Source organism: Sphingobium sp. B2 (assembly GCF_007693735.1).
In the GTDB taxonomy this organism is placed as follows: domain Bacteria; phylum Pseudomonadota; class Alphaproteobacteria; order Sphingomonadales; family Sphingomonadaceae; genus Sphingobium; species Sphingobium xenophagum.
This window is the reverse complement of record NZ_VDBZ01000001.1, coordinates 258727-279299: the sequence shown is the minus strand read 5'-3', so window position 1 is coordinate 279299 and position 20573 is coordinate 258727. Positions and strand designations below refer to the sequence as shown.

24 protein-coding genes and 1 pseudogene are annotated in these 20573 nt (G+C 63.3%); 7 read left to right on the top strand and 18 right to left on the bottom strand.

Annotated elements, in window-relative coordinates:
• Window positions 1-6: 6 nt before the first annotated feature.
• The gene (locus FE851_RS01405) at window positions 7-1458 is read left to right on the top strand and encodes an ATP-binding protein (RefSeq protein ID WP_145203997.1); all 1452 of its coding nucleotides are present in this window, start codon (window positions 7-9) and stop codon (window positions 1456-1458) included.
• 11 nt (window positions 1459-1469) lie between these two features.
• Window positions 1470-1937, top strand: coding sequence for a low molecular weight protein-tyrosine-phosphatase (locus FE851_RS01400; protein ID WP_145199205.1), 468 nt, complete (start codon window positions 1470-1472; stop codon window positions 1935-1937).
• A 77-nt stretch (window positions 1938-2014) separates the two neighbouring features.
• On the opposite strand, the gene ihfA is transcribed toward FE851_RS01400, so the two are convergent.
• From ihfA to rpmF, 4 genes are all read right to left on the bottom strand, one after another.
• The gene (ihfA, locus tag FE851_RS01395; RefSeq protein WP_017181970.1) at window positions 2015-2311 is read right to left on the bottom strand and encodes an integration host factor subunit alpha; all 297 of its coding nucleotides are present in this window, start codon (window positions 2309-2311) and stop codon (window positions 2015-2017) included.
• Window positions 2312-2413: 102 nt separating this feature from the next.
• On the bottom strand, window positions 2414-3382 hold the full coding sequence (locus tag FE851_RS01390; protein WP_130753711.1) for a beta-ketoacyl-ACP synthase III: 969 nt from the start codon (window positions 3380-3382) through the stop codon (window positions 2414-2416).
• On the bottom strand, window positions 3379-4401 hold the full coding sequence (gene plsX, locus FE851_RS01385) for a phosphate acyltransferase PlsX (RefSeq protein ID WP_017181972.1): 1023 nt from the start codon (window positions 4399-4401) through the stop codon (window positions 3379-3381). Before plsX ends, FE851_RS01390 begins: the two co-directional genes overlap by 4 nt.
• Window positions 4402-4468: 67 nt before the next feature.
• Complete coding sequence (gene rpmF, locus FE851_RS01380; protein ID WP_026002194.1) at window positions 4469-4648, bottom strand: 50S ribosomal protein L32; 180 nt, start codon at window positions 4646-4648, stop codon at window positions 4469-4471.
• 208 nt (window positions 4649-4856) lie between these two features.
• Here rpmF and FE851_RS01375 point away from each other — a divergent pair, with 208 nt between their 5' ends.
• Complete coding sequence (locus FE851_RS01375; protein ID WP_186378729.1) at window positions 4857-5288, top strand: MAPEG family protein; 432 nt, start codon at window positions 4857-4859, stop codon at window positions 5286-5288.
• A gap of 52 nt (window positions 5289-5340) precedes the next feature.
• Here the strand turns inward: FE851_RS01375 and FE851_RS01370 are convergent, their stop codons facing one another.
• The 5 genes from FE851_RS01370 to FE851_RS01350 form a co-directional block, all read right to left on the bottom strand.
• Window positions 5341-6024, bottom strand: a complete 684-nt coding sequence (locus FE851_RS01370; protein ID WP_145199199.1) for an MBL fold metallo-hydrolase — start codon at window positions 6022-6024, stop codon at window positions 5341-5343.
• A 38-nt stretch (window positions 6025-6062) separates the two neighbouring features.
• Window positions 6063-6488, bottom strand: a complete 426-nt coding sequence (locus tag FE851_RS01365; protein WP_019054237.1) for an RrF2 family transcriptional regulator — start codon at window positions 6486-6488, stop codon at window positions 6063-6065.
• 143 nt (window positions 6489-6631) lie between these two features.
• Window positions 6632-7675 (bottom strand): glycerophosphodiester phosphodiesterase, encoded by a 1044-nt coding sequence (locus FE851_RS01360; protein WP_145199197.1) that lies wholly within the window; start codon window positions 7673-7675, stop codon window positions 6632-6634.
• Window positions 7672-8028, bottom strand: a complete 357-nt coding sequence (locus tag FE851_RS01355; protein ID WP_017181978.1) for an ArsC family reductase — start codon at window positions 8026-8028, stop codon at window positions 7672-7674. Before FE851_RS01355 ends, FE851_RS01360 begins: the two co-directional genes overlap by 4 nt.
• 6 nt (window positions 8029-8034) lie before the next feature.
• Window positions 8035-8415 carry a RidA family protein gene (locus tag FE851_RS01350; RefSeq protein WP_017181979.1) on the bottom strand — a complete coding sequence of 127 codons (381 nt, stop codon included), beginning with the start codon at window positions 8413-8415 and terminating at the stop codon, window positions 8035-8037.
• Window positions 8416-8562: 147 nt separating this feature from the next.
• Between FE851_RS01350 and FE851_RS01345 the strand changes: the two genes are divergently transcribed.
• Window positions 8563-8850, top strand: coding sequence for a hypothetical protein (locus FE851_RS01345; RefSeq protein WP_019054235.1), 288 nt, complete (start codon window positions 8563-8565; stop codon window positions 8848-8850).
• A 9-nt stretch (window positions 8851-8859) separates the two neighbouring features.
• Here FE851_RS01345 and FE851_RS01340 read toward each other — a convergent pair whose 3' ends face one another.
• The gene (locus tag FE851_RS01340) at window positions 8860-9273 is read right to left on the bottom strand and encodes a hypothetical protein (RefSeq protein ID WP_019054234.1); all 414 of its coding nucleotides are present in this window, start codon (window positions 9271-9273) and stop codon (window positions 8860-8862) included.
• Between the two features lie 151 nt (window positions 9274-9424).
• Between FE851_RS01340 and FE851_RS01335 the strand changes: the two genes are divergently transcribed.
• Entirely contained in the window at window positions 9425-9946 is a 522-nt protein-coding gene (locus FE851_RS01335) for a thermonuclease family protein (RefSeq protein ID WP_261370825.1), read from the top strand.
• 37 nt (window positions 9947-9983) lie between these two features.
• Here FE851_RS01335 and FE851_RS01330 read toward each other — a convergent pair whose 3' ends face one another.
• From FE851_RS01330 to FE851_RS01295, 8 genes and pseudogenes are all read right to left on the bottom strand, one after another.
• The gene (locus FE851_RS01330) at window positions 9984-10562 is read right to left on the bottom strand and encodes a glycine zipper 2TM domain-containing protein (protein WP_186378728.1); all 579 of its coding nucleotides are present in this window, start codon (window positions 10560-10562) and stop codon (window positions 9984-9986) included.
• A 180-nt stretch (window positions 10563-10742) separates the two neighbouring features.
• Complete coding sequence (locus FE851_RS01325) at window positions 10743-12104, bottom strand: methyl-accepting chemotaxis protein (protein WP_145199191.1); 1362 nt, start codon at window positions 12102-12104, stop codon at window positions 10743-10745.
• Between the two features lie 88 nt (window positions 12105-12192).
• On the bottom strand, window positions 12193-13110 hold the full coding sequence (locus FE851_RS01320) for an EamA family transporter (RefSeq protein WP_145199188.1): 918 nt from the start codon (window positions 13108-13110) through the stop codon (window positions 12193-12195).
• Window positions 13111-13140: 30 nt separating this feature from the next.
• Window positions 13141-13578: a hypothetical protein gene (locus FE851_RS01315; protein ID WP_261370824.1), complete on the bottom strand. Its 438-nt coding sequence runs from the start codon at window positions 13576-13578 to the stop codon at window positions 13141-13143.
• 131 nt (window positions 13579-13709) lie between these two features.
• Window positions 13710-14324, bottom strand: a pseudogene (locus FE851_RS01310) (DUF3667 domain-containing protein); the annotation flags it as partial.
• Window positions 14325-14375: 51 nt separating this feature from the next.
• Window positions 14376-14609: a hypothetical protein gene (locus FE851_RS01305; RefSeq protein ID WP_019052309.1), complete on the bottom strand. Its 234-nt coding sequence runs from the start codon at window positions 14607-14609 to the stop codon at window positions 14376-14378.
• 123 nt (window positions 14610-14732) lie between these two features.
• Window positions 14733-16253 (bottom strand): fumarate hydratase, encoded by a 1521-nt coding sequence (locus FE851_RS01300; RefSeq protein WP_017181988.1) that lies wholly within the window; start codon window positions 16251-16253, stop codon window positions 14733-14735.
• A gap of 101 nt (window positions 16254-16354) precedes the next feature.
• A complete protein-coding gene (locus FE851_RS01295) occupies window positions 16355-16999 on the bottom strand; it encodes a glutathione S-transferase family protein (RefSeq protein WP_145199185.1) in 645 nt (214 codons plus the stop codon).
• A 470-nt stretch (window positions 17000-17469) separates the two neighbouring features.
• On the opposite strand from FE851_RS01295, the gene FE851_RS01290 reads away from it, so the two are divergent.
• Together FE851_RS01290 and FE851_RS01285 are read left to right on the top strand one after the other, a co-directional pair.
• Complete coding sequence (locus tag FE851_RS01290) at window positions 17470-19401, top strand: ribonucleoside-diphosphate reductase subunit alpha (RefSeq protein ID WP_037514163.1); 1932 nt, start codon at window positions 17470-17472, stop codon at window positions 19399-19401.
• A 92-nt stretch (window positions 19402-19493) separates the two neighbouring features.
• Complete coding sequence (locus tag FE851_RS01285; RefSeq protein ID WP_145199182.1) at window positions 19494-20543, top strand: ribonucleotide-diphosphate reductase subunit beta; 1050 nt, start codon at window positions 19494-19496, stop codon at window positions 20541-20543.
• Window positions 20544-20573: the final 30 nt, after the last annotated feature.

Below are 20573 nucleotides of genomic sequence, written 5' to 3'. Positions count from 1 at the left end.
ACGAGCGTGACCGCCAGCATCAGCATAGGAACCGACAGCCACGGCAAGGACGTGCTGGTCGACGTGGAGGAATTGCTTGCCACCCGGCTGCTCGTCCAGGGCAATTCGGGGTCGGGCAAGTCGCATCTTCTGCGCCGCCTGCTGGAGGAAAGCGCGCCGCTGGTGCAGCAGGTGGTGATCGACCCGGAAGGGGATTTCGTCACGCTGGCCGACCGCTACGGCCATGTCGTGATTGACGCGGGCGACTATAACGAGCGCGAGATCGTCAAGATGGCGACCCGGATACGCGAACATCGCGCGTCGGTGGTGCTGAGCCTGGAAGCGCTGGAGATCGACGCGCAGATGAAATGCGCCGCATCTTTCCTCAACGCCCTGTTCGATGCGCCGCGTGACCATTGGTATCCTGCGCTGGTGGTGGTCGACGAGGCGCAGATGTTCGCGCCCGCCGCCGCTGGCGACGTATCGGACGAGGCGCGCCGGGTATCGCTGGCGGCGATGACCAATTTGATGTGCCGGGGGCGCAAGCGCGGGTTGGCAGGGGTTATCGCAACCCAGCGGCTGGCGAAACTGGCCAAGAATGTCGCGGCGGAAGCCTCCAACTTTCTGATGGGGCGCACCTTTCTGGACATCGACATGGCGCGCGCAGCCGACCTGCTGGGGATGGAGCGGCGGCAGGCGGAGCAGATCCGCGATCTGGAGCGCGGACGGTTCCTGGCGCTGGGTCCGGCGATCTGCCGCCGTCCGGTCGCGGTAAAGATCGGCGCGGTCAAGACCAGCACTCGCGGCGGCACCCACAAGCTGATGGCGCCCCCCGTCACCAGCGGCGAGGATTTTCAGGAATTGCTGTTCGCCCCCGAAGCGGCGGACGCCGTGCCGGTCGCGCCGCCCCGTGCCGATCCCCCGCCCCGCGCCGCCGAGGACATCATCCGCGCGCTGGCCGATTCGCCACAGGCCCGACCCGCCGCGCCTGAACTGGATTTCGGCCAGAATGAGCCGGTGGTGATGGCAGTGCTGGAGGAAATCGTCGCCGATCTGGGCGATGCAGCGCCCAGCATAGCGACGCTGTATCAGGATTTTGGCGTCCGCTGCCGGATGAAGGGGCTGCGTACCCCGCCGCTGGACCTGCCAGCCTTCCGCAAGCGTTTTGCCATGGCACAGGCGGGGATGATGGATGCAGCCGACGTCCGCTGGGAACCGGCGATGCGCGCGGCGGACCCGTTGCCGGAGGATATGCTGGCCCCCTTCCTGCTGATCGCGCGCGCCGCGATGCAGGGCCAGCCCTGCCCGGACGATGCGGCGCTGGCGCGGGCCTATGGCACCAGTTCACCGGGGCGAGTGCGCCGGTTGATCGACTATATGGAGAAATTGGGCGTCATCGTCGCACGCACCGATTTTTCGGGCAAGCGCTCCATCGGCGTACCGGGACTGGGCCTGTCGACGGCGGTGGCGGAGGGATGACGGGCCCAACCATGTCATCCGTCCTTTTCATGTGCCTGGGCAATATCTGCCGGTCGCCCCTGGCCGAGGCTGCCTTGCGGGCGGAGGCGGAACGGGCCGGGCTGGACATCATCGTTGATTCGGCGGGAACGGGCGACTGGCATGTCGATTGTCCGCCGGACCCGCGCGCGGGGCGGCAGGCGCAGCGCCACGGCATCGACATATCGGGCTATCGTGGGCGTCAGGTGCGCGCCGCCGATTTCCGCAGCTTCGCGCATATTTTCGCGCTGGATGGCGATAATCTCAAAAATCTGCGGCGTATCCGGCCATCCGATGGAAGCGCGACGCTGGCGCTGTTGATGGATATGGTGCCGGGACGGGAGGGGAGCGGCGTAACCGATCCCTATTATGGCGACGAGGCGGGCTTTGCGCAGACGTGGGACGATGTAACGCGCGCGGCGCAGGCCATCGTCGCGAAACTCAGCACCCAGCCATCCTAGTGGTCCGATTCTGACATTTGCAGACCCATCCCAGCCGCCAGGGGATGCAAATGTCAAAATCAATCCACTAGCGCCCGTCAGTCGCCTGCGACGCGATCCCGCATCGTCTGGCTGGCGCGGAAGGTCAGGACGCGGCGTGGTTCGATCGGCACTTCCACCCCGGTCTTGGGATTGCGGCCCATGCGCTGGGTCTTGTCGCGCAGGACGAAAGTGCCAAAGCTCGAAATCTTCACATTTTCGCCGCGTTCCAGCGCGTCGGACATATGGCCCAGGATCGATTCGATCAGCGCTGCCGCTTCGGCCCGCGACAGGCCGACGTGGCGGTTGACGCTTTCAGCAAGGTCTGCGCGCGTTAATGTGCCTGTGCCGATCATCGGATTCCCCATTTCCACCCCTTGGGCCACCATAGTCGGATGGCCTTTGCGGGAATGTGCGGGATTCGCAGGGCTTTGGCAAGGTTGCGTGATTTTGCGGGATCAGACCCGCAGGACGCAGGCACCCCAGGTGAAGCCGCCGCCCATCGCTTCGAGCACGATAAGGTCGCCCGGCTTGATCCGGCCGTCGCGCACGGCGCAATCGAGCGCCAGCGGCACCGACGCAGCCGAGGTATTGGCGTGTCGATCGACGGTCACGACAACCCGATCGGGCGAGAGTTTGAGCTTGCGCGCGGTAGCGTCCAGAATGCGGGCATTGGCCTGATGCGGCACCAGCCAGTCGATATCGCTGTTGGACAGACCCGCCGTCGCCATGACTTCGTTCAGCACCGAGGCGAGATTGACCACGGCGTGGCGGAACACTTCCTGCCCCTTCATCCGCAGCTTGCCCACGGTCTGCGTCGTGGACGGCCCGCCATCGACATAGAGCAGGCCGTTGTGGCGGCCATCGGCGTGCAGCTTGCTGGCCAATATGCCGCGCGCGCCATCCGCGCTTTCCTCCGCGCCCAGCACGACTGCGCCAGCGCCATCGCCAAAGAGGACGCAGGTGGTGCGATCTTCCCAGTCGAGAATACGGCTGAAGGTTTCCGCACCGATCACCAGCGCGCGCCGGGCCGCGCCGGAGCAGATCATGCTGTCGGCAACGGTCATGGCGTAGAGGAAGCCGGAGCAGACGGCCGCGACGTCGAACGCGACGCAATCATCAATGCCCAGCGCGGCCTGCACCCTGGTAGCGGAGGCGGGGAAGGTCTGGTCCGGGGTCGCTGTCGCCAGAATGATGAGGTCGATGTCCTGCGCCGCAACGCCCGCGGCATCGAGAGCGGCCTGCGCCGCGTCGGCCGCCAGCGAGGCGGTGGTTTCACCCTCGCCCGCGATATAGCGATTGCGGATGCCGGTGCGCTCGACAATCCATTCGTCGCTGGTATCGACGGTCTGTGCCAGTTCCGCGTTGCTGACCGCACGCGCCGGCAGCGCCGATCCGGTCCCCAGGAGAATCGCACGACGGATCACTTGACGGGCTGCTCCAGCTTCGACGAGGCAATAAGCGCCTGAACGGCGGCCATGTCGGCCGCGATGCGGCGGGTGATGTCTTCTTCCAGCAGGCGGGCGGCGACATGAACCGCATTCGCTATGCCCTTGGCGTCCGCGCTCCCGTGGCTTTTGACGACCACGCCATTGAGGCCCAGAAATACCGCGCCATTATGATTGTTGGGATCAAGATGATGCTTGAGCAGGTGCATCGCGGGTTTCGAGATCAGGAAGCCGATCTTCGAACGGATCGAACTGGTGAAGGCGTTGCGCAGCACGTCGGTGACGAAGCGGGCCGTGCCTTCGATCGTCTTGAGCGCGACATTGCCGGAAAAACCGTCGCACACGATGACGTCGGTATCGCCCCGGCTGATCTTGTCGCCTTCGGTAAAGCCGTCAAAGCTCATCGGCAGGACGTCCGCAGCGCGCAGGATGGCCGCAGCGTCGCGGATTTCGTCCGTACCCTTAAGCTCTTCGGTACCAATGTTGAGCAGGCGCACGCGCGGCCGCTCCAGATCGAATGCGATGCGGGCATAGGCTGCCCCCATCACCGCGAACTGGACGAGATTGCGGGCGTCGCATTCGGTGTTCGCGCCCAGATCGAGCATGACGACGTCATTGTCGCCACGCGTGGGCAACAGGGCCGACAGTGCGGGCCGATCAATGCCAGGCATGGTGCGCAGCGCCAGCTTGGCCATGGCCATCAGCGCACCGGTATTGCCCGCCGACACGGCTGCACCGGCATCACCCGACTTCACGGCCGCTATGGCCATACTCATCGAGCTGCTCTTCTTGCGAATCGCAACGCTCGGCTTGTCAGCGCCATCGACGACGGTATCGGCATGGACGACGTCGGACGCCGCGCGCAAATTGGGATGGTTGTCGAGCGCCGCCTTGATGCGGGTTTCGTCACCGAACAGGGTGAAGCGCAGCCCGTCATGGCGGTGACGGGCGAGCGCCACACCCGCCATCATCACGCGCACGCCTTCATCCCCGCCCATCGCGTCTATGGCGATTCGCGGCTGGCTGGACACCCTAGATCACCCCTTTGCGGAGATCGAAAAGTCGTTACGCCCCGACGGCGACGATTTCGCGGCCGTTATAATGGCCACAGGCGCCGCACATATTGTGGGGACGCTTGAGTTCACCGCAGTTGGAGCATTCCTGGAACGCTTCGACGCGCAGCGAATCGTGGCTACGGCGCATACCGCGCTTGGAGGGGGACGTTTTCCTTTTGGGGACAGCCATATCGGCACCTTGTTCCGTAAATCTATCAGGTTGTGCGAACGGCCAGATCCAACATGAAAGCTGACGCCACAGGCGCCGCAGACCCATGCGGCCCTGGGTGATCGCGAAGCCCTGCGCCTATAGCGCTTTTTGATCGGGGCGCAAGTCCTTCCTTGCCTGCCAAGCCGCAGCAGCTAGGGTGCAGGGCATAGAAATGAAGGGAAAATCGATGCTCCTGCCGATCACGCTGACCTTCGCCGCGGCCTGCGCGCTGCTCAATCTGTGGATAGCGACGCGATGCGCGCGGATTCGTATTTCGGGCAAAATATTGCATGGCGATGCGGGCAATACGCTGCTGGCCAGGCGGATGCGGGCGCACGCCAATTTTGTCGAATATACCCCGATCGTGCTGATCCTGTTCCTGGTGGTCGAACTGGCGGTTGGCGCTTCGCTATGGCTGTGGATCGGTGCGCTGGTCTATATCGTGGCGCGCGTGGCCCATGCGTTTGGCATGGATGCCGAAGCCCCCACCCCCTGGCGGGCTGGCGGTGCGCTGCTGACATGGCTGGTGACGGCCGGCCTGGCGATCACGGCGCTGACGATCGCCTATACCGTCACGCGCGAGATGCCGGCGCCGCCCGCGCTATCCGCCCATGTATAAAGGATGGAGCGCCTGACTGCGGGCGCCCGTCACATCCCCATATCCGCGAGGATCAGCCCAGCACCGAATCGGCGACGAAGGGATTCGTGCGGCGTTCATGGGCAAAATTGCTCATCTGGCCATGGCCGGGGACGAAGGCTGTATCTCCGCCCAACGGCCAAAGCTTGCCGGTGATCGCGTCGATCAATTGCTGATGGTTGCCGCGCGGGAAATCGGTGCGACCGATCGACCCCTGAAACAGCACATCGCCGACGATGGCGAGCTTGCTGGGGGCGTGGTGGAACACGACATGGCCGGGCGTATGGCCGGGGCAATGGAGGACGTCGAGGGTCAGATCGCCCACGGTCACCTGATCGCCATCGACCAGCCAGCGGTCCGGCTCGAAACTTTCGCCCGGCACGCCCCAGCGCGCGCCATCCTGCGCCAGCTTGTCGATCCAGAAGCGGTCATCCTCATGCGGTCCCTCAATAGGTACGCCAAGGTCGCGGGCCAGCACGCCCGCCTGCCCGCAATGCTCGATATGCCCATGGGTCACGAGCAGCTTTTCAATCGTCACGCCATGCTGCGCCGCTGCCTGCTTCAACACCGGCAGGTCGCCACCCGGATCGACGAACGCGCCGCGCATGGTGGCGGTGCACCAGAAAAGCGTGCAGTTCTGCTGGAGCGGGGTGACCGGGATCAGCGTTGCCCTGAGCGGGCGGTCCTGCTGGGACGTAGCTTGCGGGGATGTCGTCATAGGCCCGATGTGGCGAAGCGACGCGGTCGGCGCAAGGCCTATGCCTCGCCCAGCGCCGCGAACGGCTCGGCCAGGCTGATCCCGTCCAGCACCCGCGCGGTTTCATCCCGCACGCGAAGCATCACCCGGTGCAGGCGACATTCCGATTCGGGCAGGCAGTTGGTGCAGCTTTCATGCGCAAAGCGGCTGGCGCAGGGGGTGAGCGCGAGCGATCCGCGGGTCAGGCGGACAATGTCGCCATAGCTGATGTCGACCGGCGCGAGCGCGAGCCAATAGCCCCCGTCCCTGCCCCGCTGCGTCGCCACCAGCCCTTCGCGCGACAATTCCGACAGGATCACCGTCAGGAATTTGCCCGGAATATTCTGGCGCGTGGCAATCTCGTTCAGCGGCACCGGTCCCTGACGATAGCGGTCGGCCAGATGCTGGAGCGCGCGGATGGCATAACGGGTCTTTTGGGACAGCATATTTCCGTTATTCGCTCAGCCGATGCGTTTGACAAGTCAGGGCGCGGCTTTCTCCAGCGCGGCGCGCGCCTGGGCGGGGAAATCGGTAAAGACCTGTCTCTTATACACATCTAGATGTGTATAAGAGACAGGCGTTTGACAAGTCAGGGCGCGGCTTTCTCCAGCGCGGCGCGCGCCTGGGCGGGGGAATCGGTAAAGACCGCGTCCACACCGGGCGCCGCCACGGCGCGAACATAGCCCGCAAAATCGCCCCGTCCTTCCGGGTCGTCGGTCCGCTGATACTGGGCGGGCAGGAACATATTTTCCATCCGCAAGGTCCAGATATGGACCTGTAGTCCGGCATCATGCGCCTGCCCCACCAGCGCGGTGGCGCCGCTGTCGGCCAGTACGCGATTGGTGGAAGGACCGATGCCGTCCGCATAGTCGGCGATCGCGCGCAGCCCCTCGACGCTCATCATGCCGTCATAGCTCAGGTCAGGCCGGTCGGCCGGGCCAGCGGTGCTGTCGATCAACTGGATCAGCCGCAGCCGGGTGGCGGCGCGCAAAGCCTGAAGATTGCCGACCTCGAACGACTGGATAAAGACCGGGTCGGCCTCCGTCAGATAGCCATATTGTTCCAGCAGCGCGAGCATCGGCGCCTGATGCGGCAGTCCGATCCCGGCGAAATAGCTGGGATGCTTGGTTTCGGGATAGAGGCCGATGCGGCGACCCGCTTCCGCCTCCTTGGCGCGGACCAGCTTCAATATCTCCTCGAATGTCGGGATGAGATAGAGATCGTTGAAGCGGGTGTTGGCGGGGCGCAGCATGGGCAGCCGTTCGCGCGCACGCAGGGTCCGCAGTTCGGCCAGGGTAAAATCTTCGGTGAACCAGCCGGTGACCGCTGCGCCATCAATGGTCTTGGTCGTCTTGCGATCGGCAAATTCGGGGTGATCGGCAATATCGGTCGTGCCGCTGATCTCATTTTCGTGGCGGGCGACCAATATGCCGTCCTTGGTCAGCACCAGATCCGGCTCGATAAAGTCCGCGCCCTCGTCAATCGCCCGCTCATAAGCGGCGAGCGTATGTTCCGGCCGCTCGCCGCTGGCCCCGCGATGGGCGATCAACAAGGGTTCGGCCATGGCCATCTCCACCGGCAACAGGAGCAACAGGAGCGTCAGGCAGGCGCGGATCAGGCGCCGCCCGGTCATGCTATGGCACCTGCCAGGGCGTTCTCATAGGTCGTCGCCTTGAAACCGACGATGGTTTGCTTGCCCGTGTCCAGAATCGGGCGCTTGATCATCGACGGGTTGGTCATCATCAGCAGGATGGCCTTGTCCGCGTCGATATGCGCCTTGTCCCCGGCATCCAGCGCCTTGAAGGTGGTGCCGGAACGGTTGAGGATGGTTTCCCAGCCATGTTCCATCACCCATTCCTCCAGCTTGGCCTTGTCCACGCCCGACACCTTATAGTCGTGGAAGCTGTAGGAGACGCGCTCATTGTCGAGAAAATTGCGGGCCTTCTTGATCGTGTCGCAATTTTTGATGCCGTACATCGTGATCATGGCGGCTTACCCTTTGAATGCGGTGACTTCGATTTCGATTTTCATGTTCGGCTTGATCAGTCCGGCGACGACGCAACTGGCGGCGGGGCGGATGGTGCCGAATATAGGAGCGGTCGCCTGCCCCAGTTCGTCCCAATAGGCAGGGTCGGTGATGTAATAAGTGACGCGCACCACGTCCGAAAAGGCAAAGCCCGCCTCCTCCAGCGCCGCGCCGATGACCTTGAGCGCGTTGGCGGCCTGTTCGGCCACGCTGTCGGGCATGGTCTTGGTTTCCGGATCGGTGCCGGTGGTGCCGGCGACGAAGCACCAGTCACCCTGGACGACGGCACGGGAATAGCCGACCTGCGCCTCAAAGGGCGAGCCGGACGAAATAAGCTGGCGGGACATGATGGATTCCTGCTGCAGTGCGAAAGGATCGCGCTCGCCCTTGCCCCCTTGGCCTGATGCTGTCCAGTGGATTCAGCGACGGCGACGCGGAACGGCGTGCCGTGCGGACCGTTGGGACGGGATTGAACCAGCTACAGGAGAGCGTCCATGGCCGATCCGATCCCCGATAATGACATTGATGAGAATAGCGAACAGAATGAGGCGGGCACGCAGGCGCAGGATGTAGCGGAGTCCGCGCGGACGCGGACGACGGACCTGAGCGAAGAGAGCGAGCATGGCGGACATGGCAATCCGGCCCAGATCATCCCCGACGACGTACCCGACCTTGTCGACACGATGAACGCCATGAACCGGTCCGGCCAGATCGACATGGACGCCTATGCCGGCGAACCGGCAATGGATGATGAGGACGGGGCGGAGAGCAGCGAGGACTGATCGGGTCGATCAGGCCGCCTCACTGCTGCCGTCGAGCGCGAAATTGATCATGCCGCGCGCCATGTGACCCAGTGCCTGCGCCATTGCGTCGCCGATCGCTGGGTCCATATCCTGCTGACCTGCAATCGCGCATGTCATCGCCAGCGCCCAGTCGTCGGCAAGCGCGGGCGTGATGGGGAAAGCGCGGTGCAGCGACATGACGCACTGACCGCGCGCGAACCAGTCGCGCGGCCCGCCCAGCCAGCCCGACAGGAAACGGGTCAGGCCCAAACGCACCGGCCCCAGATCGGCGGCGTGAACCGCGCGCAGGTCAGCGTAGAGGCTGTCCTGTTCGATCAGGTCATAGAAGCGGTTGACGATCGCCGCGACGACCGGTTCGCCGCCGATGCGGACATAGGGGCTGGGCGGCGCGGCGGCGTTCATCGACTGGCTCCGTTTCGGATGATGGAATGGCCAGCATGACGCATTGGAACCGCGCGTCATTGATCCGCGTCAAACTCGATCCTCACCGGATTGGCGAGAGGTTGGACCGGCTTTAACGCCCCCTTTGCCAATAGCCGCCTATCGTCGCGGCATGGCGAGACAGAGATATGGGCGCGCGCGACGGCGCAGCGCGGGCTTCAGCGGCCCGGCGCTGATCTACACATTATGTCTGGGCCTGTTGCTTGGCTGGTACGGGCCGATATGGATGGATCGCGGTGCCTGGCCGCCCCTGGAGCACCCCCGGCAAAGCGTCGCCGCCGATGCGCTGTCTGCGCAATTCGGCTTTTGCCATAGCGGGGGCGGTGTGAATTGCGTCGTCGATGGCGACACATTCTGGTTTGGCGGCGAGAAATATCGGATTGCCGATATCGACACGCCCGAAACCCACGGGCCGCGCTGCGCCGCCGAGGGCGCCTTGGGCGCGCGGGCGACGGAGCGGTTGCAGGCCCTGATGAATGCGGGGGCGTTCTCGCTGGAGAGCGGGGACCGGGATACGGACCGCTATGGTCGATCGCTGAGGGTCGTGACACGCGGCGGCGAATCGATCGGCGGGATGCTGGTCGCCGAAGGGCTGGCACGCGAATGGGACGGTGCGCGACACGGATGGTGCTGAACGGGGCGAACGCGCAGCGCCCGCCCCTTCGTCCCGCTTAGCGGCAGTTCAGGCTACCCCGGTCGATTTCACGGCCGAGCAGCGCACCCGCGCCGCCGCCGATCAATATGCCCGCGACATTGGATTGGCCGCGATCAATCTGGCTGCCGAGAAGGCCGCCCAACGCAGCGCCGACGATCAGGCCAGTAGTGCCGTCCGACCGGCGGCAATAATAGCGGTCATCATAGCCACGATAGATGCGGGTGCGGCGATCGACACGGATCGGCGCATAACCGGCGCGATAATAGCGGTCGGGCCGGTAGCTGCGGCCATAACGCGGATCGGGGCGGTTCCAGTCATAGCGGTACACCACGCGACCGGGCCGACGATAGGCAACACGGCGGTCGTCCCGACGATCCCGGCGCCAGTCACGGCGATCATCGCGCCGATCTGCGCGTCGATCAGCGCGTCGGTCCTGGCGATCATCCCGACGGTCGGCCCTGCGGTCCTGGCGATCCTCGCGCCGTTCGCGATTGTCGCGGCCCGGCTGGGCGAAAGCGGGCGTTGCGGCCAGGCCGGTCAGCGTCATCGCGCCGAGCGACAGGGCAGCAATAGCCTGTCTGAAAGTGAACGTCATGGCAGAGTCCTTTGCATGGGCATATTCGTGAATGTCAGAACCCATGACGATAGAGCTTGTTGCATGAACGACACAAAACCACCCGTTCATCGTGGAGCAGGATGAGGCGGGGAGCAGGGCGAAGATGGTGCAATCGGAAGAATGGCGGGATCGTGCAGCGACGATCCGATAATCGCTGCCTCAGCCCTGATCCTGATAGGCCATCTGGAGTATGCCCCAGTGTCGGCCCTTTACATGGATCGACGCGATCACCTGTTTGAGCAGGATGACATCGCCTGCCGCGGTCAGGCGGCGATACGCCTTGATGCAGAAGGGCTGCGTCGTGCGGCATTGTTCGCGCGTATCGGCGAAATCGAAGATCAGGCCCTGCCGCGAATATTCCGCATTCCATACATCCTCGCCCGGCCGCTGCGGATGGGCGCGTTCGGGCATGGCGATCGCGCCAAAGGCATTGCGGTCGGTGAAGGTCATGCCGAACAGGCCAGTGAAGGCGCGCGCCTTTTCCTGCTGCGCGCGCGCGGCGGGCAACATCACATCCTGTACGGGATGGCTATATTGTTGCGGATTGGTGCCGGGAATAGGGGTTGGCAGATCGCCGAACAACGCCGCTTCGCTGATCTGCCCGCTGTCGATCGCCTGCTCCATCGCGCGACTGACGATCTCGGCCGATTCCAGGCTGAAACTGATATAGGGCGAATCGGGAATCGCGACCCCGCTTTCGGCCAGATATTGCAGCAGCATGTTCGTATCGTCGCTGGCGGTCGATACGCGGCCCGACAGGCGTTGCAACCCGCCCGCATTGTCCGCCGATGTGCTGGCCAGCGCGGCCAGGCCAGTGCGGATTTCCCCCGCCGATCCCACGATCGACGCGATCCGTTCGGCCACGCCCTCCGTATTGCTCGACAGGTCGACCATGAGCGAGCCAAGCCGCTCCACCAGCGCCTCGATGTTGCGCGTGTCCGATTGCGCGGTGCGCGCGGTCTGCGCGCCGCGGTTGATGCTGTCGAGCATCCCGCCCGCCTCGCTGGTCAACGCCGCGATCGATTGTTCGATCGTGTGCGTGGCCGCGCCGGTTTCCTGCGCCAGTTTCTTCACTTCGGCGGCGACGACGGCACAGCCGCGCCCGGCATCGCCCGCGCGTGCCGCCTCTATCGTGGCGTTGAGCGCCAGCAAATTGGTCTGCCGCGCGATGCCGCTAATCACATTGGTGACATGGGCGACGGTCTTGAGCGCTTCGCCAAAGCCGTCCAGCCGCTCATGGATACGGCTGACCTGATCGATCAGATCGACAAAGACATGGTGGGCGGCGGAGAGTTGCCGCCCGGAATCGTCGATGATGGAACGGGCCGCCACCGCCTTGGCGCGCGCATCCTGCCCGGCATTGGCCACGCTTTCGCCATCGTGCGACAATTGCGTCGCCGCGCCGCTGATCGCCTCGATCGTGCGCGCCTGCTGCGTTACGCGGTCGGCCAGTTCGCTGATGTCGGCCTGTAGATCGAGCGTGCGTATGCCCAGGTCGCCCGACAATTTGGCCACCTTCATAACCGCTCTTGCAACGGTTTCGGATTTCGCTTCGCTACCCACGGATCGAGGGCTAGCTCAACATGGTAAAGGAAAGATTAGCGATGCGTCAGAGCGATCCGGCCAGCGCCAGCACCACCCCGGACACCACCAGCAGCAGCCCGATGGCCTCGCTCCGCTGCATCTGTTCCCGCAGGTAAAAATGCGCAAAACCCATGGTGAAGGCGACCTCTATCTGCCCGACGATCCGCACCAGCGCGACCGGCGCCGTTGCAAAGCCGGTGAACCAGCAGGCCGATCCTAGCGCCGAGAGCATCCCGACCTGTCCCGATACCCGCCAGGTGGCGAACACGCGCCGCATTTCGCCTGATTCGCGCGCCAATAGCCAGCCGCCCTGCATCAGGGTCTGAAGCGCGACTGTCACGACCAGCACGACCAGCGCCGCCAGGATCGCGTCGCCCGTGTCCACCTGCTGCGTTGCGCGGCGGATGCCGATCGCGGTCAGGGCGAAGAAAAATCCCGACGCTATGCCGCACAAGGCGGCGGGCTGGCCCAGCGCGCGGACGAAATCCATCACCCCCATGCGCCTGCCCCCGGTCGACAGCAGCATCACGCCCACCACGCCGCAGCCGATCCCGCCCCAGGCCAGCGGCGAGAGACGCTCGCCCATCAGCAGGAAGGACAGTAGCGCGCCCTGGACCGCCTCGGTCTTGGAATAAGCGGTGCCGACGACGAAATTACGGTATCCAAATGCCAGGATCAGCAGGTTGGTCGCAACGATCTGCGCCAGCCCGCCGCCGATGCAGAAAAGCAGGAACAACGGCCCGAGTGCAGGCAGGGGCGCTGGATTGACCAGCCAATATCCGCCCAGCAGCACAATAGCGAACGGCAGTCCGTAAAGGTAGCGCACCAGCCCCGCCGCATTGAGCGACAGGCTATGACTGACGCGCCGCTGGACGGCGGTGCGCCAAGCCTGCATCCCGCCCGCCATCAGCGTCGCGGGCAACCAGATCGGGGACGTGATCATCGCGCTGCTATGGCCGCCGGACGCCCGGCGTCATCCCATCATCACCAGCATGGTGAAGAACAGCGCCAGCGCGACGCAGGCGAACATATAGAGCAGGGGCAGCCGCCACATCGCGCCAAAGCGCGACAGGCTGTAGGCGTCCTTCATCTGCCGATACATATGCCAGGCAGCGTAGAGCAGCAGCGCCGTCGTCACCAGCCCGGCGGTGACATGCAGCGCCGACAACAGCATCGACAATGAAAAGAGCAGGGACATGAAGGCGATCGAATAGGTGACGTAGATCGCATGGTCGTACATTTTGAAGCGGCGGTTGAACGGGAAGAGCAGCCATACGAACGGCATGGAAAACAGGATCAACGCCCAGGAGAATTTATAGGCATTGGCCTTGAGCTTGTAATAGGCCAGTTCCGGGTCTTTCGCCGCCGCGCTGACGACCTCTCCCACTGTGGCCGCTACTCCGCCATTCATGCCCTGTCTCTTATACACATCTAGATGTGTATAAGAGACAGGGCCTTGAGCTTGTAATAGGCCAGTTCCGAGTCTTTCGCCGCCGCGCTGACGTCCTCTCCCACTGTGGCCGCGACTCCGCCATGCATGCCCTCGCCACGCAGGGTTTGCGGCATGTTGGCGGCGAGCGTCAGGCCCTGTCGCTCCTCGCGCGCCTCGCTCAAATCCTCGTTCAGCTTCTCGCGCCGCTTCGGCGTCAGGCCGGGCTCTTTCAACCCTGTTTCGATCTTCGCAATCCGCGCGTCGGCCCTGGCCTCTTCGGCGCGCAGTTCCGCGATGGCGCCATCGTCCATCTGCACCATCTTGCCCGCGCCGGCGCCATGGCCGCTGGTGAGCGAGAAGATGGCGTACATGAGGAAGGCGCTGAACAGGAACAGGGCGAAAGGCGACACGAATTTCGCGCGCTCGCCATGGATATAGCGCCGCGTCAGCTTACCCGGACGCAGCGCCAGTTCGGGCAATGTCCGGAATATCTTGCCTTCAAAATGCAGCACGCCATGGGCCAGATCATGGCCGATCGCGCCGAAGCTGCGATGGAGATGCGCCGCCTGCCCGCATTGCGCGCAATAGGCGCCGGTCAGTTCCGCGCCACAGTTGAGGCACTTGCCATGGCCATCATGATCGGACTCGCCATGCCCCGGCTCGACCGCGCGCGCGATCATGCCTCCGGTGATGGCGTCCCCCGCCGCGTCGATTTCCCCCGTCATGGGGGACAGGATAACAGCGGTGTATGGCGCTTGCCAGACAGTTGTTTGCGTTTAGCTGGGCTGGACGCCTGGCGGTACATGGTGTGCCAGGTTCCGCCCCATCGTCCAGTTCCCCTCCAGCCGCACCAGCGGATTGGGCGCGCACCAGATTTCGCCGCTATCGGACAGGCCGGTGACCCAGATCAGATTATGTTCCTGCCCATAATCGATGACGGCAAAGGCATAGCCCTTCCCCTTGCCCTCCACATGGACGGGCAAGGGTGGGTCGAGTTGCGTGAAGGACATGGGACTGGCTCCAGCATGAAGGTGCGGAGACAATGCCGTGTAGCGGCCGGGGTTCCGGCCCCTTGATCCAGGTTGGTGCGATTAGCTGATCCCCCCCACGCACGGCATGGGGGGCGGCTTGCATCAGGCGTTTTCGAGCAACCCTTCGCGCTTGATCTTTTCCTGCCAGACCAGCGGGGCGAGATGGTGGACATTCTGGCCTTCGCTATCGACCGCAACGGTCACGGGCATGTCCTGCACATCGAATTCGTAGATCGCTTCCATGCCCAGATCCTCAAAGCCCACGACCTTGGCCCCCTTGATCGCGCGGGCGACCAGATAGGCGGCACCACCGACCGCCATCAGATAGGCACTCTTATGCTTGGCGATGGCTTTGGTCGCCGCGACCCCGCGCTCGGCCTTCCCGACGCAGCCCAGCAGGCCCTGTTCCAGCATCATGTCCATGAAGCTGTCCATGCGCGTTGCGGTGGTGGGACCGGCAGGACCGACCACTTCGTCGCCGACCGGATCGACCGGGCCGACATAGTAGATGACGCGGCCCTTGAAATCGACCGGCAGGCTCTCGCCGCGGCTCAGCATGTCCTTGATCCGCTTGTGCGCAGCGTCGCGCCCGGTCAGCATCTTGCCGTTCAGCAGCAGCCGGTCGCCATGCTTCCAGCCCTGGACGATGTCCGGCGTCAGCGTGTTGAGATCGACGCGGATCGCTTCCTTGCTCGGCGTCCAGTTGACGTCGGGCCATTCGGACAGCTTGGGCGCTTCCAGATAGGCGGGGCCGGAGCCGTCCAGCGTGAAATGGGCGTGGCGGGTGGCGGCGCAATTGGGGATCATCGCCACAGGCTTGCCCGCCGCATGGCAGGGATAGTCGTAAATCTTGACGTCCAGTATGGTGGACAGGCCGCCCAGACCCTGCGCGCCGATGCCCAGCGCATTGACCTTGTCGAAAATCTCGACCCGCATCTTCTCGATCTCGGTCTGCGGTCCGCGTGCCTTGAGCTCGCCCATGTCGATCGCGTCCATCAGGCTTTCCTTGGCCAGGGCGACCGCCTTTTCCGCGGTGCCGCCAATGCCGATGCCCAGCATGCCGGGCGGGCACCAGCCGGCACCCATTTGCGGCACCATCTCCAGCACCCAGTCGACGATCGAATCGCTGGGGTTCATCATCTTGAACTTGGTCTTGTTTTCGCTGCCGCCGCCCTTGGCCGCGACGTCGATCACCACCTTATTGCCGGGCACCATTTCGACCGACAGGACGCAGGGCGTATTATCCTTGGTATTCTGGCGGCTGAACGCGGGATCGCGCAGGATGGAGGCGCGCAGGCGGTTTTCGGGGTTGAGATAGGCGCGGCGCACGCCTTCGTCGATCACCTCCTGCATCGACCGGCTATTGTCGTCCAGGCGGCATTCCATGCCCCATTTGACGAACACGTTGACGATGCCGGTGTCCTGGCAGATCGGGCGATGCCCCTCCGCACACATGCGGCTGTTGGTCAGGATCTGGGCGATGGCGTCCTTGGCCGCCGGGCTTTGTTCAGCCTCATAGGCTTTGCCCAGCGCACGGATATAATCCATCGGGTGATAATAGCTGATGAACTGAAGCGCGTCGGCGACGCTCTCGATCAGGTCGGCGGTCTTGATGAGCGTCATCTTACCCAAATCCCTTATGTCTGCGGCCCGGCCCTGCACGGCGGGTTCCTGCTCGGGCAGCGGCTAATCAGGAATCGCCCGCCTGTCCAGAGAGGGGAAGCCTAGCCGTTCGCAAAGGGGAACATCGGCCACCATGGTTCCTTCTCCATCAGCACCCGCGCGAAGCTGGGCCGCGCGACGAGCCGGGCGAGATAGGCCGCGAGGCGAGGATGATCGCGGCCGATCGGCGCGATCCTGTCGGCATAGAAAAGCGCGGGGGCCGCCGCGCAATCGGCCAGGGTGAAATTGTCCCCCACCGCCCATCCCTGCGCGCCGATGCGCGTTTCCAGCAAGGCATAGGCCTTTGCGATCAGGGCGCGCGCTTGATCGACGCCATAAAGGTCGCGCGAGTCGGCCGGGCGCAGCCGGTCGGCGACGATCGCCTGCATCGGCGTCATCACATAATTGTCGAACAGCCGGTCCATCATCCGCACCTTTAGCGCAGCGTCGGGGTTGAGCGGTATCGGCCGGAAGGTGCCCGGCTCATGCGTCGCCAGATATTCGATGATGATGCTGGCTTCGGCGACGGTCATGTCGCGGGTCGAATCGCGCAATACGGGAAATTTGCCAATCGACCACAGCGCCAGCCATTCCTGCGCCACACCCTCGCCCTCCAGCATGCGCGGCGTGAAGGGCGTGCCATTTTCGTAAAAGGCGATCAGCACTTTCCAGCAATAGGAAGAGAGCGGGTGATAATAGAGAATCATCGGTCGGCCTCTGCGTAGGGGGAACGGGGCAGTCAGTCGGAGGCGACACCATAGCCCCTTTTGCGTGCGCCCACGCATTTGCGTGGCAAGCCAAAATTATTTTTTATTCCGCTTTTCTCTCTTGTCTTTCGGGGGAACGAGGAAAGTCCACGCGTCGCTGCGTCGCAACGGGTAGAAACAGCGATGAACGGAATCGGAACAGCGACGAATTGAGTCCCTAAACCGTCATTTACCCTCTTGCGCGCAAAACAGGCTATGGCACTATCTGTGGTATCGGGTAAACGGGGGTCACCCAACAGATAGTGATTGCGTCGCTGGACCGGTTTTCAGCGCAAGGGGGATTTTGTCCCTGCAATCCCGTCAGTTGGTCCCATTTCGACCCCGTTGCGATACGGTATCTGCTAGGGTGTTGGCACCTGCCGAACACCGCTTGACCGAATCGAACGGAACGGGAACATTCGGGGGCGTACATGGATTTTCGTGATAGTGGACAGGGTGGTACAAACGACGTGGCGACTGTGATGGATGATGTGATGGACCGGGTGAGCGAACAGCCTGTCGCGCCGACCAAGGCCGAACCTTTGTCCTCTTCCTCGGTGCAGGAACGACGCTTCGACGTCGTGACCGATCCGTCGCGCGACGCGCTGCTGACGGAGTTTGGCAAGGACACGCTGAACGACCGCTATCTGCTGCCCGGCGAAAGCTATCAGGATCTGTTCGCCCGCGTGGCAGCGGCCTATGCCGATGATCAGGCGCACGCCCAGCGCGTCTATGACTATATCTCCCGTCTCTGGTTCATGCCCGCCACCCCGGTCCTGTCCAACGGCGGCACCGGACGCGGCCTGCCGATCAGCTGCTATCTCAACAGCGTGGACGACAGCCTGGAAGGCATCGTCAACACCTGGAACGAGAATGTCTGGCTGGCCTCACGCGGGGGCGGCATCGGCACCTATTGGGGCAGCGTGCGCGGCATTGGCGAGCCGGTTGGCCTCAACGGCAAGACCAGCGGCATCATCCCCTTCGTCCGCGTCATGGATTCGCTGACGCTGGCGATCAGCCAGGGCAGCCTGCGTCGCGGCTCCGCCGCCTGCTATCTTGACGTGTCGCACCCGGAAATCGAGGAATTCCTTGAAATTCGCAAGCCCAGCGGCGACTTCAACCGCAAGGCGCTGAACCTGCATCATGGCGTGCTGCTGACCGACGAGTTCATGGAAGCGGTGCGCGACGGCAGCGATTTCAACCTGCGCAGCCCCAAGGACCAGTCGATCCGTGGCACCGTCAACGCCCGCGCGCTGTTCCAGAAGCTGGTCGAAACCCGCCTGGCCACCGGCGAGCCCTATATCGTGTTCAACGACACGGTGAACCGCATGATGCCCAAACATCATCGCGACCTGGGCCTTAAAGTCTCGACATCGAACCTCTGCTCCGAAATCACCCTGCCGACGGGTCGCGACCATCTCGGCAATGACCGCACCGCCGTGTGCTGCCTTTCCTCGATGAACCTGGAAACCTGGGACGAGTGGAAGGATGAGAAGCTGTTTGCCGAGGATATCATGCGTTTCCTCGACAATGTGCTGCAGGACTATATCGACCGTGCGCCGCCCGAAATGGCGCGCGCCAAATATAGCGCGATGCGCGAACGATCGGTCGGGCTTGGCGTCATGGGCTTCCACAGCTTCCTGCAGGCGCGCGGTATCCCGTTCGAAGGGGCCATGGCCAAGTCGTGGAACCTGCGCATGTTCAAGCATATCAAGAGCCAGGTTGACGAAGCCTCGATGCAGTTGGCGATCGAGCGCGGCCCCTGCCCCGATGCTGCCGATCAGGGCGTGATGGAGCGTTTCTCCTGCAAGATGGCGATCGCGCCGACCGCGTCCATCTCCATCATCTGCGGCGGCACGTCGGCCTGCATCGAACCGATCCCGGCGAACATCTATACCCACAAGACGCTGTCGGGCAGCTTCTCGATCAAGAATCCCTATCTGGAAAAATTGCTGGTCGAAAAGGCCAAGGATTCGACCAATGTCTGGAACTCGATCCTGGAGCATGGCGGCTCGGTCCAGCATCTCGACTTCCTGAGCCAGGAAGAAAAGGACACGTTCAAGACCAGCTTCGAAATCGACCAGCGCTGGCTGCTCGAACTGGCCGCCGACCGCACACCCTATATCGACCAGGCGCAGTCGCTCAATCTGTTCATCCCCGCCGATGTGGAGAAATGGGATCTGCTGATGCTCCACTTCCGCGCGTGGGAACTGGGCATCAAGTCGCTTTACTATCTGCGGTCCAAGAGCGTGCAGCGCGCGGGTTTCGCGGGCGGCGTGGAAGCCGACAACACGATCGACGCACCCAAGTTCGAACTGGCCGGCGGCAGCACCGATTATGACGAGTGCCTGGCCTGCCAGTGACATATTGTGATCGGCCGGTTGATGCGCCCAGGCGCGTTCCGGTCGATCATGCTGTTTTTTAGTTTGCGGTCATTGCCGCAGGAGTAACCCCCATGTCCCTTCTCCAAGCCTCCAAAGTCTACAAGCCGTTCGAATATCCATGGGCCTATGAGTTCTGGAAGCGGCAGCAGCAGCTGCACTGGCTGCCCGAAGAAGTGCCTTTGGGCGAGGATTGCCGTGACTGGGCGCAGAAGCTGTCCGATCATGAGCGCAACCTTTTGACGCAGATTTTCCGCTTCTTCACCCAGGCGGACGTGGAAGTGCAGGATTGCTACCACGAAAAATATGGCCGCGTGTTCAAGCCGACCGAGATCAAGATGATGCTGACCGCGTTCAGCAACATGGAAACCGTCCATATCGCCGCCTACTCGCATCTGCTCGACACGATCGGGATGCCCGAAAGCGAATATTCGGCCTTTCTCCAATATAAGGAGATGAAGGACAAGCACGACTATCTGCAACAGTTCGGCGTCGACACGGACGAGGATATTGCCCGCACGCTGGCCATGTTCGGCGGCTTTACCGAAGGGTTGCAGCTCTTCGCCAGCTTCGCGATGCTGATGAACTTCCCGCGTTTCAACAAGATGAAGGGCATGGGGCAGATCGTCACCTGGTCGATCCGCGACGAAACGCTGCATTGCGAGGGCATCATCAAGCTGTTCCACGCCTTCTGCGCCGAACGCCAGTGCCTGACCTCTTCGGTCAAGGACGACATCATGGACATGTGCCAGAAAACCGTTCGTATCGAGGATGCGTTTGTCGATCTGGTGTTCGAAATGGGTCCGGTGCCGGGCATGACGCCCAAGGACATCAAGAAATATGTCCGCTATATCGCCGACTGGCGGCTGGGCCAGCTGGGCCTGAAACCCATCTACATGATCGACGAGCATCCGCTCCCCTGGCTGACCCCGATGCTCAATGGCGTCGAACATGCCAACTTCTTTGAAACCCGCGCGACCGAATATTCAAAGGGCGCGACGCGCGGCCAGTGGAACGAGGTCTGGGACGCGTTCGACCGCCGCAAGACCCGCGCAACGCCCGCCAATGCGGACGAAGCAACCGATCCCGACATGTTCAAGGCGGCGGGCATCGCGGCGGAGTGATTGCCAAATTCGTGAAGGGCATCGGGGTGA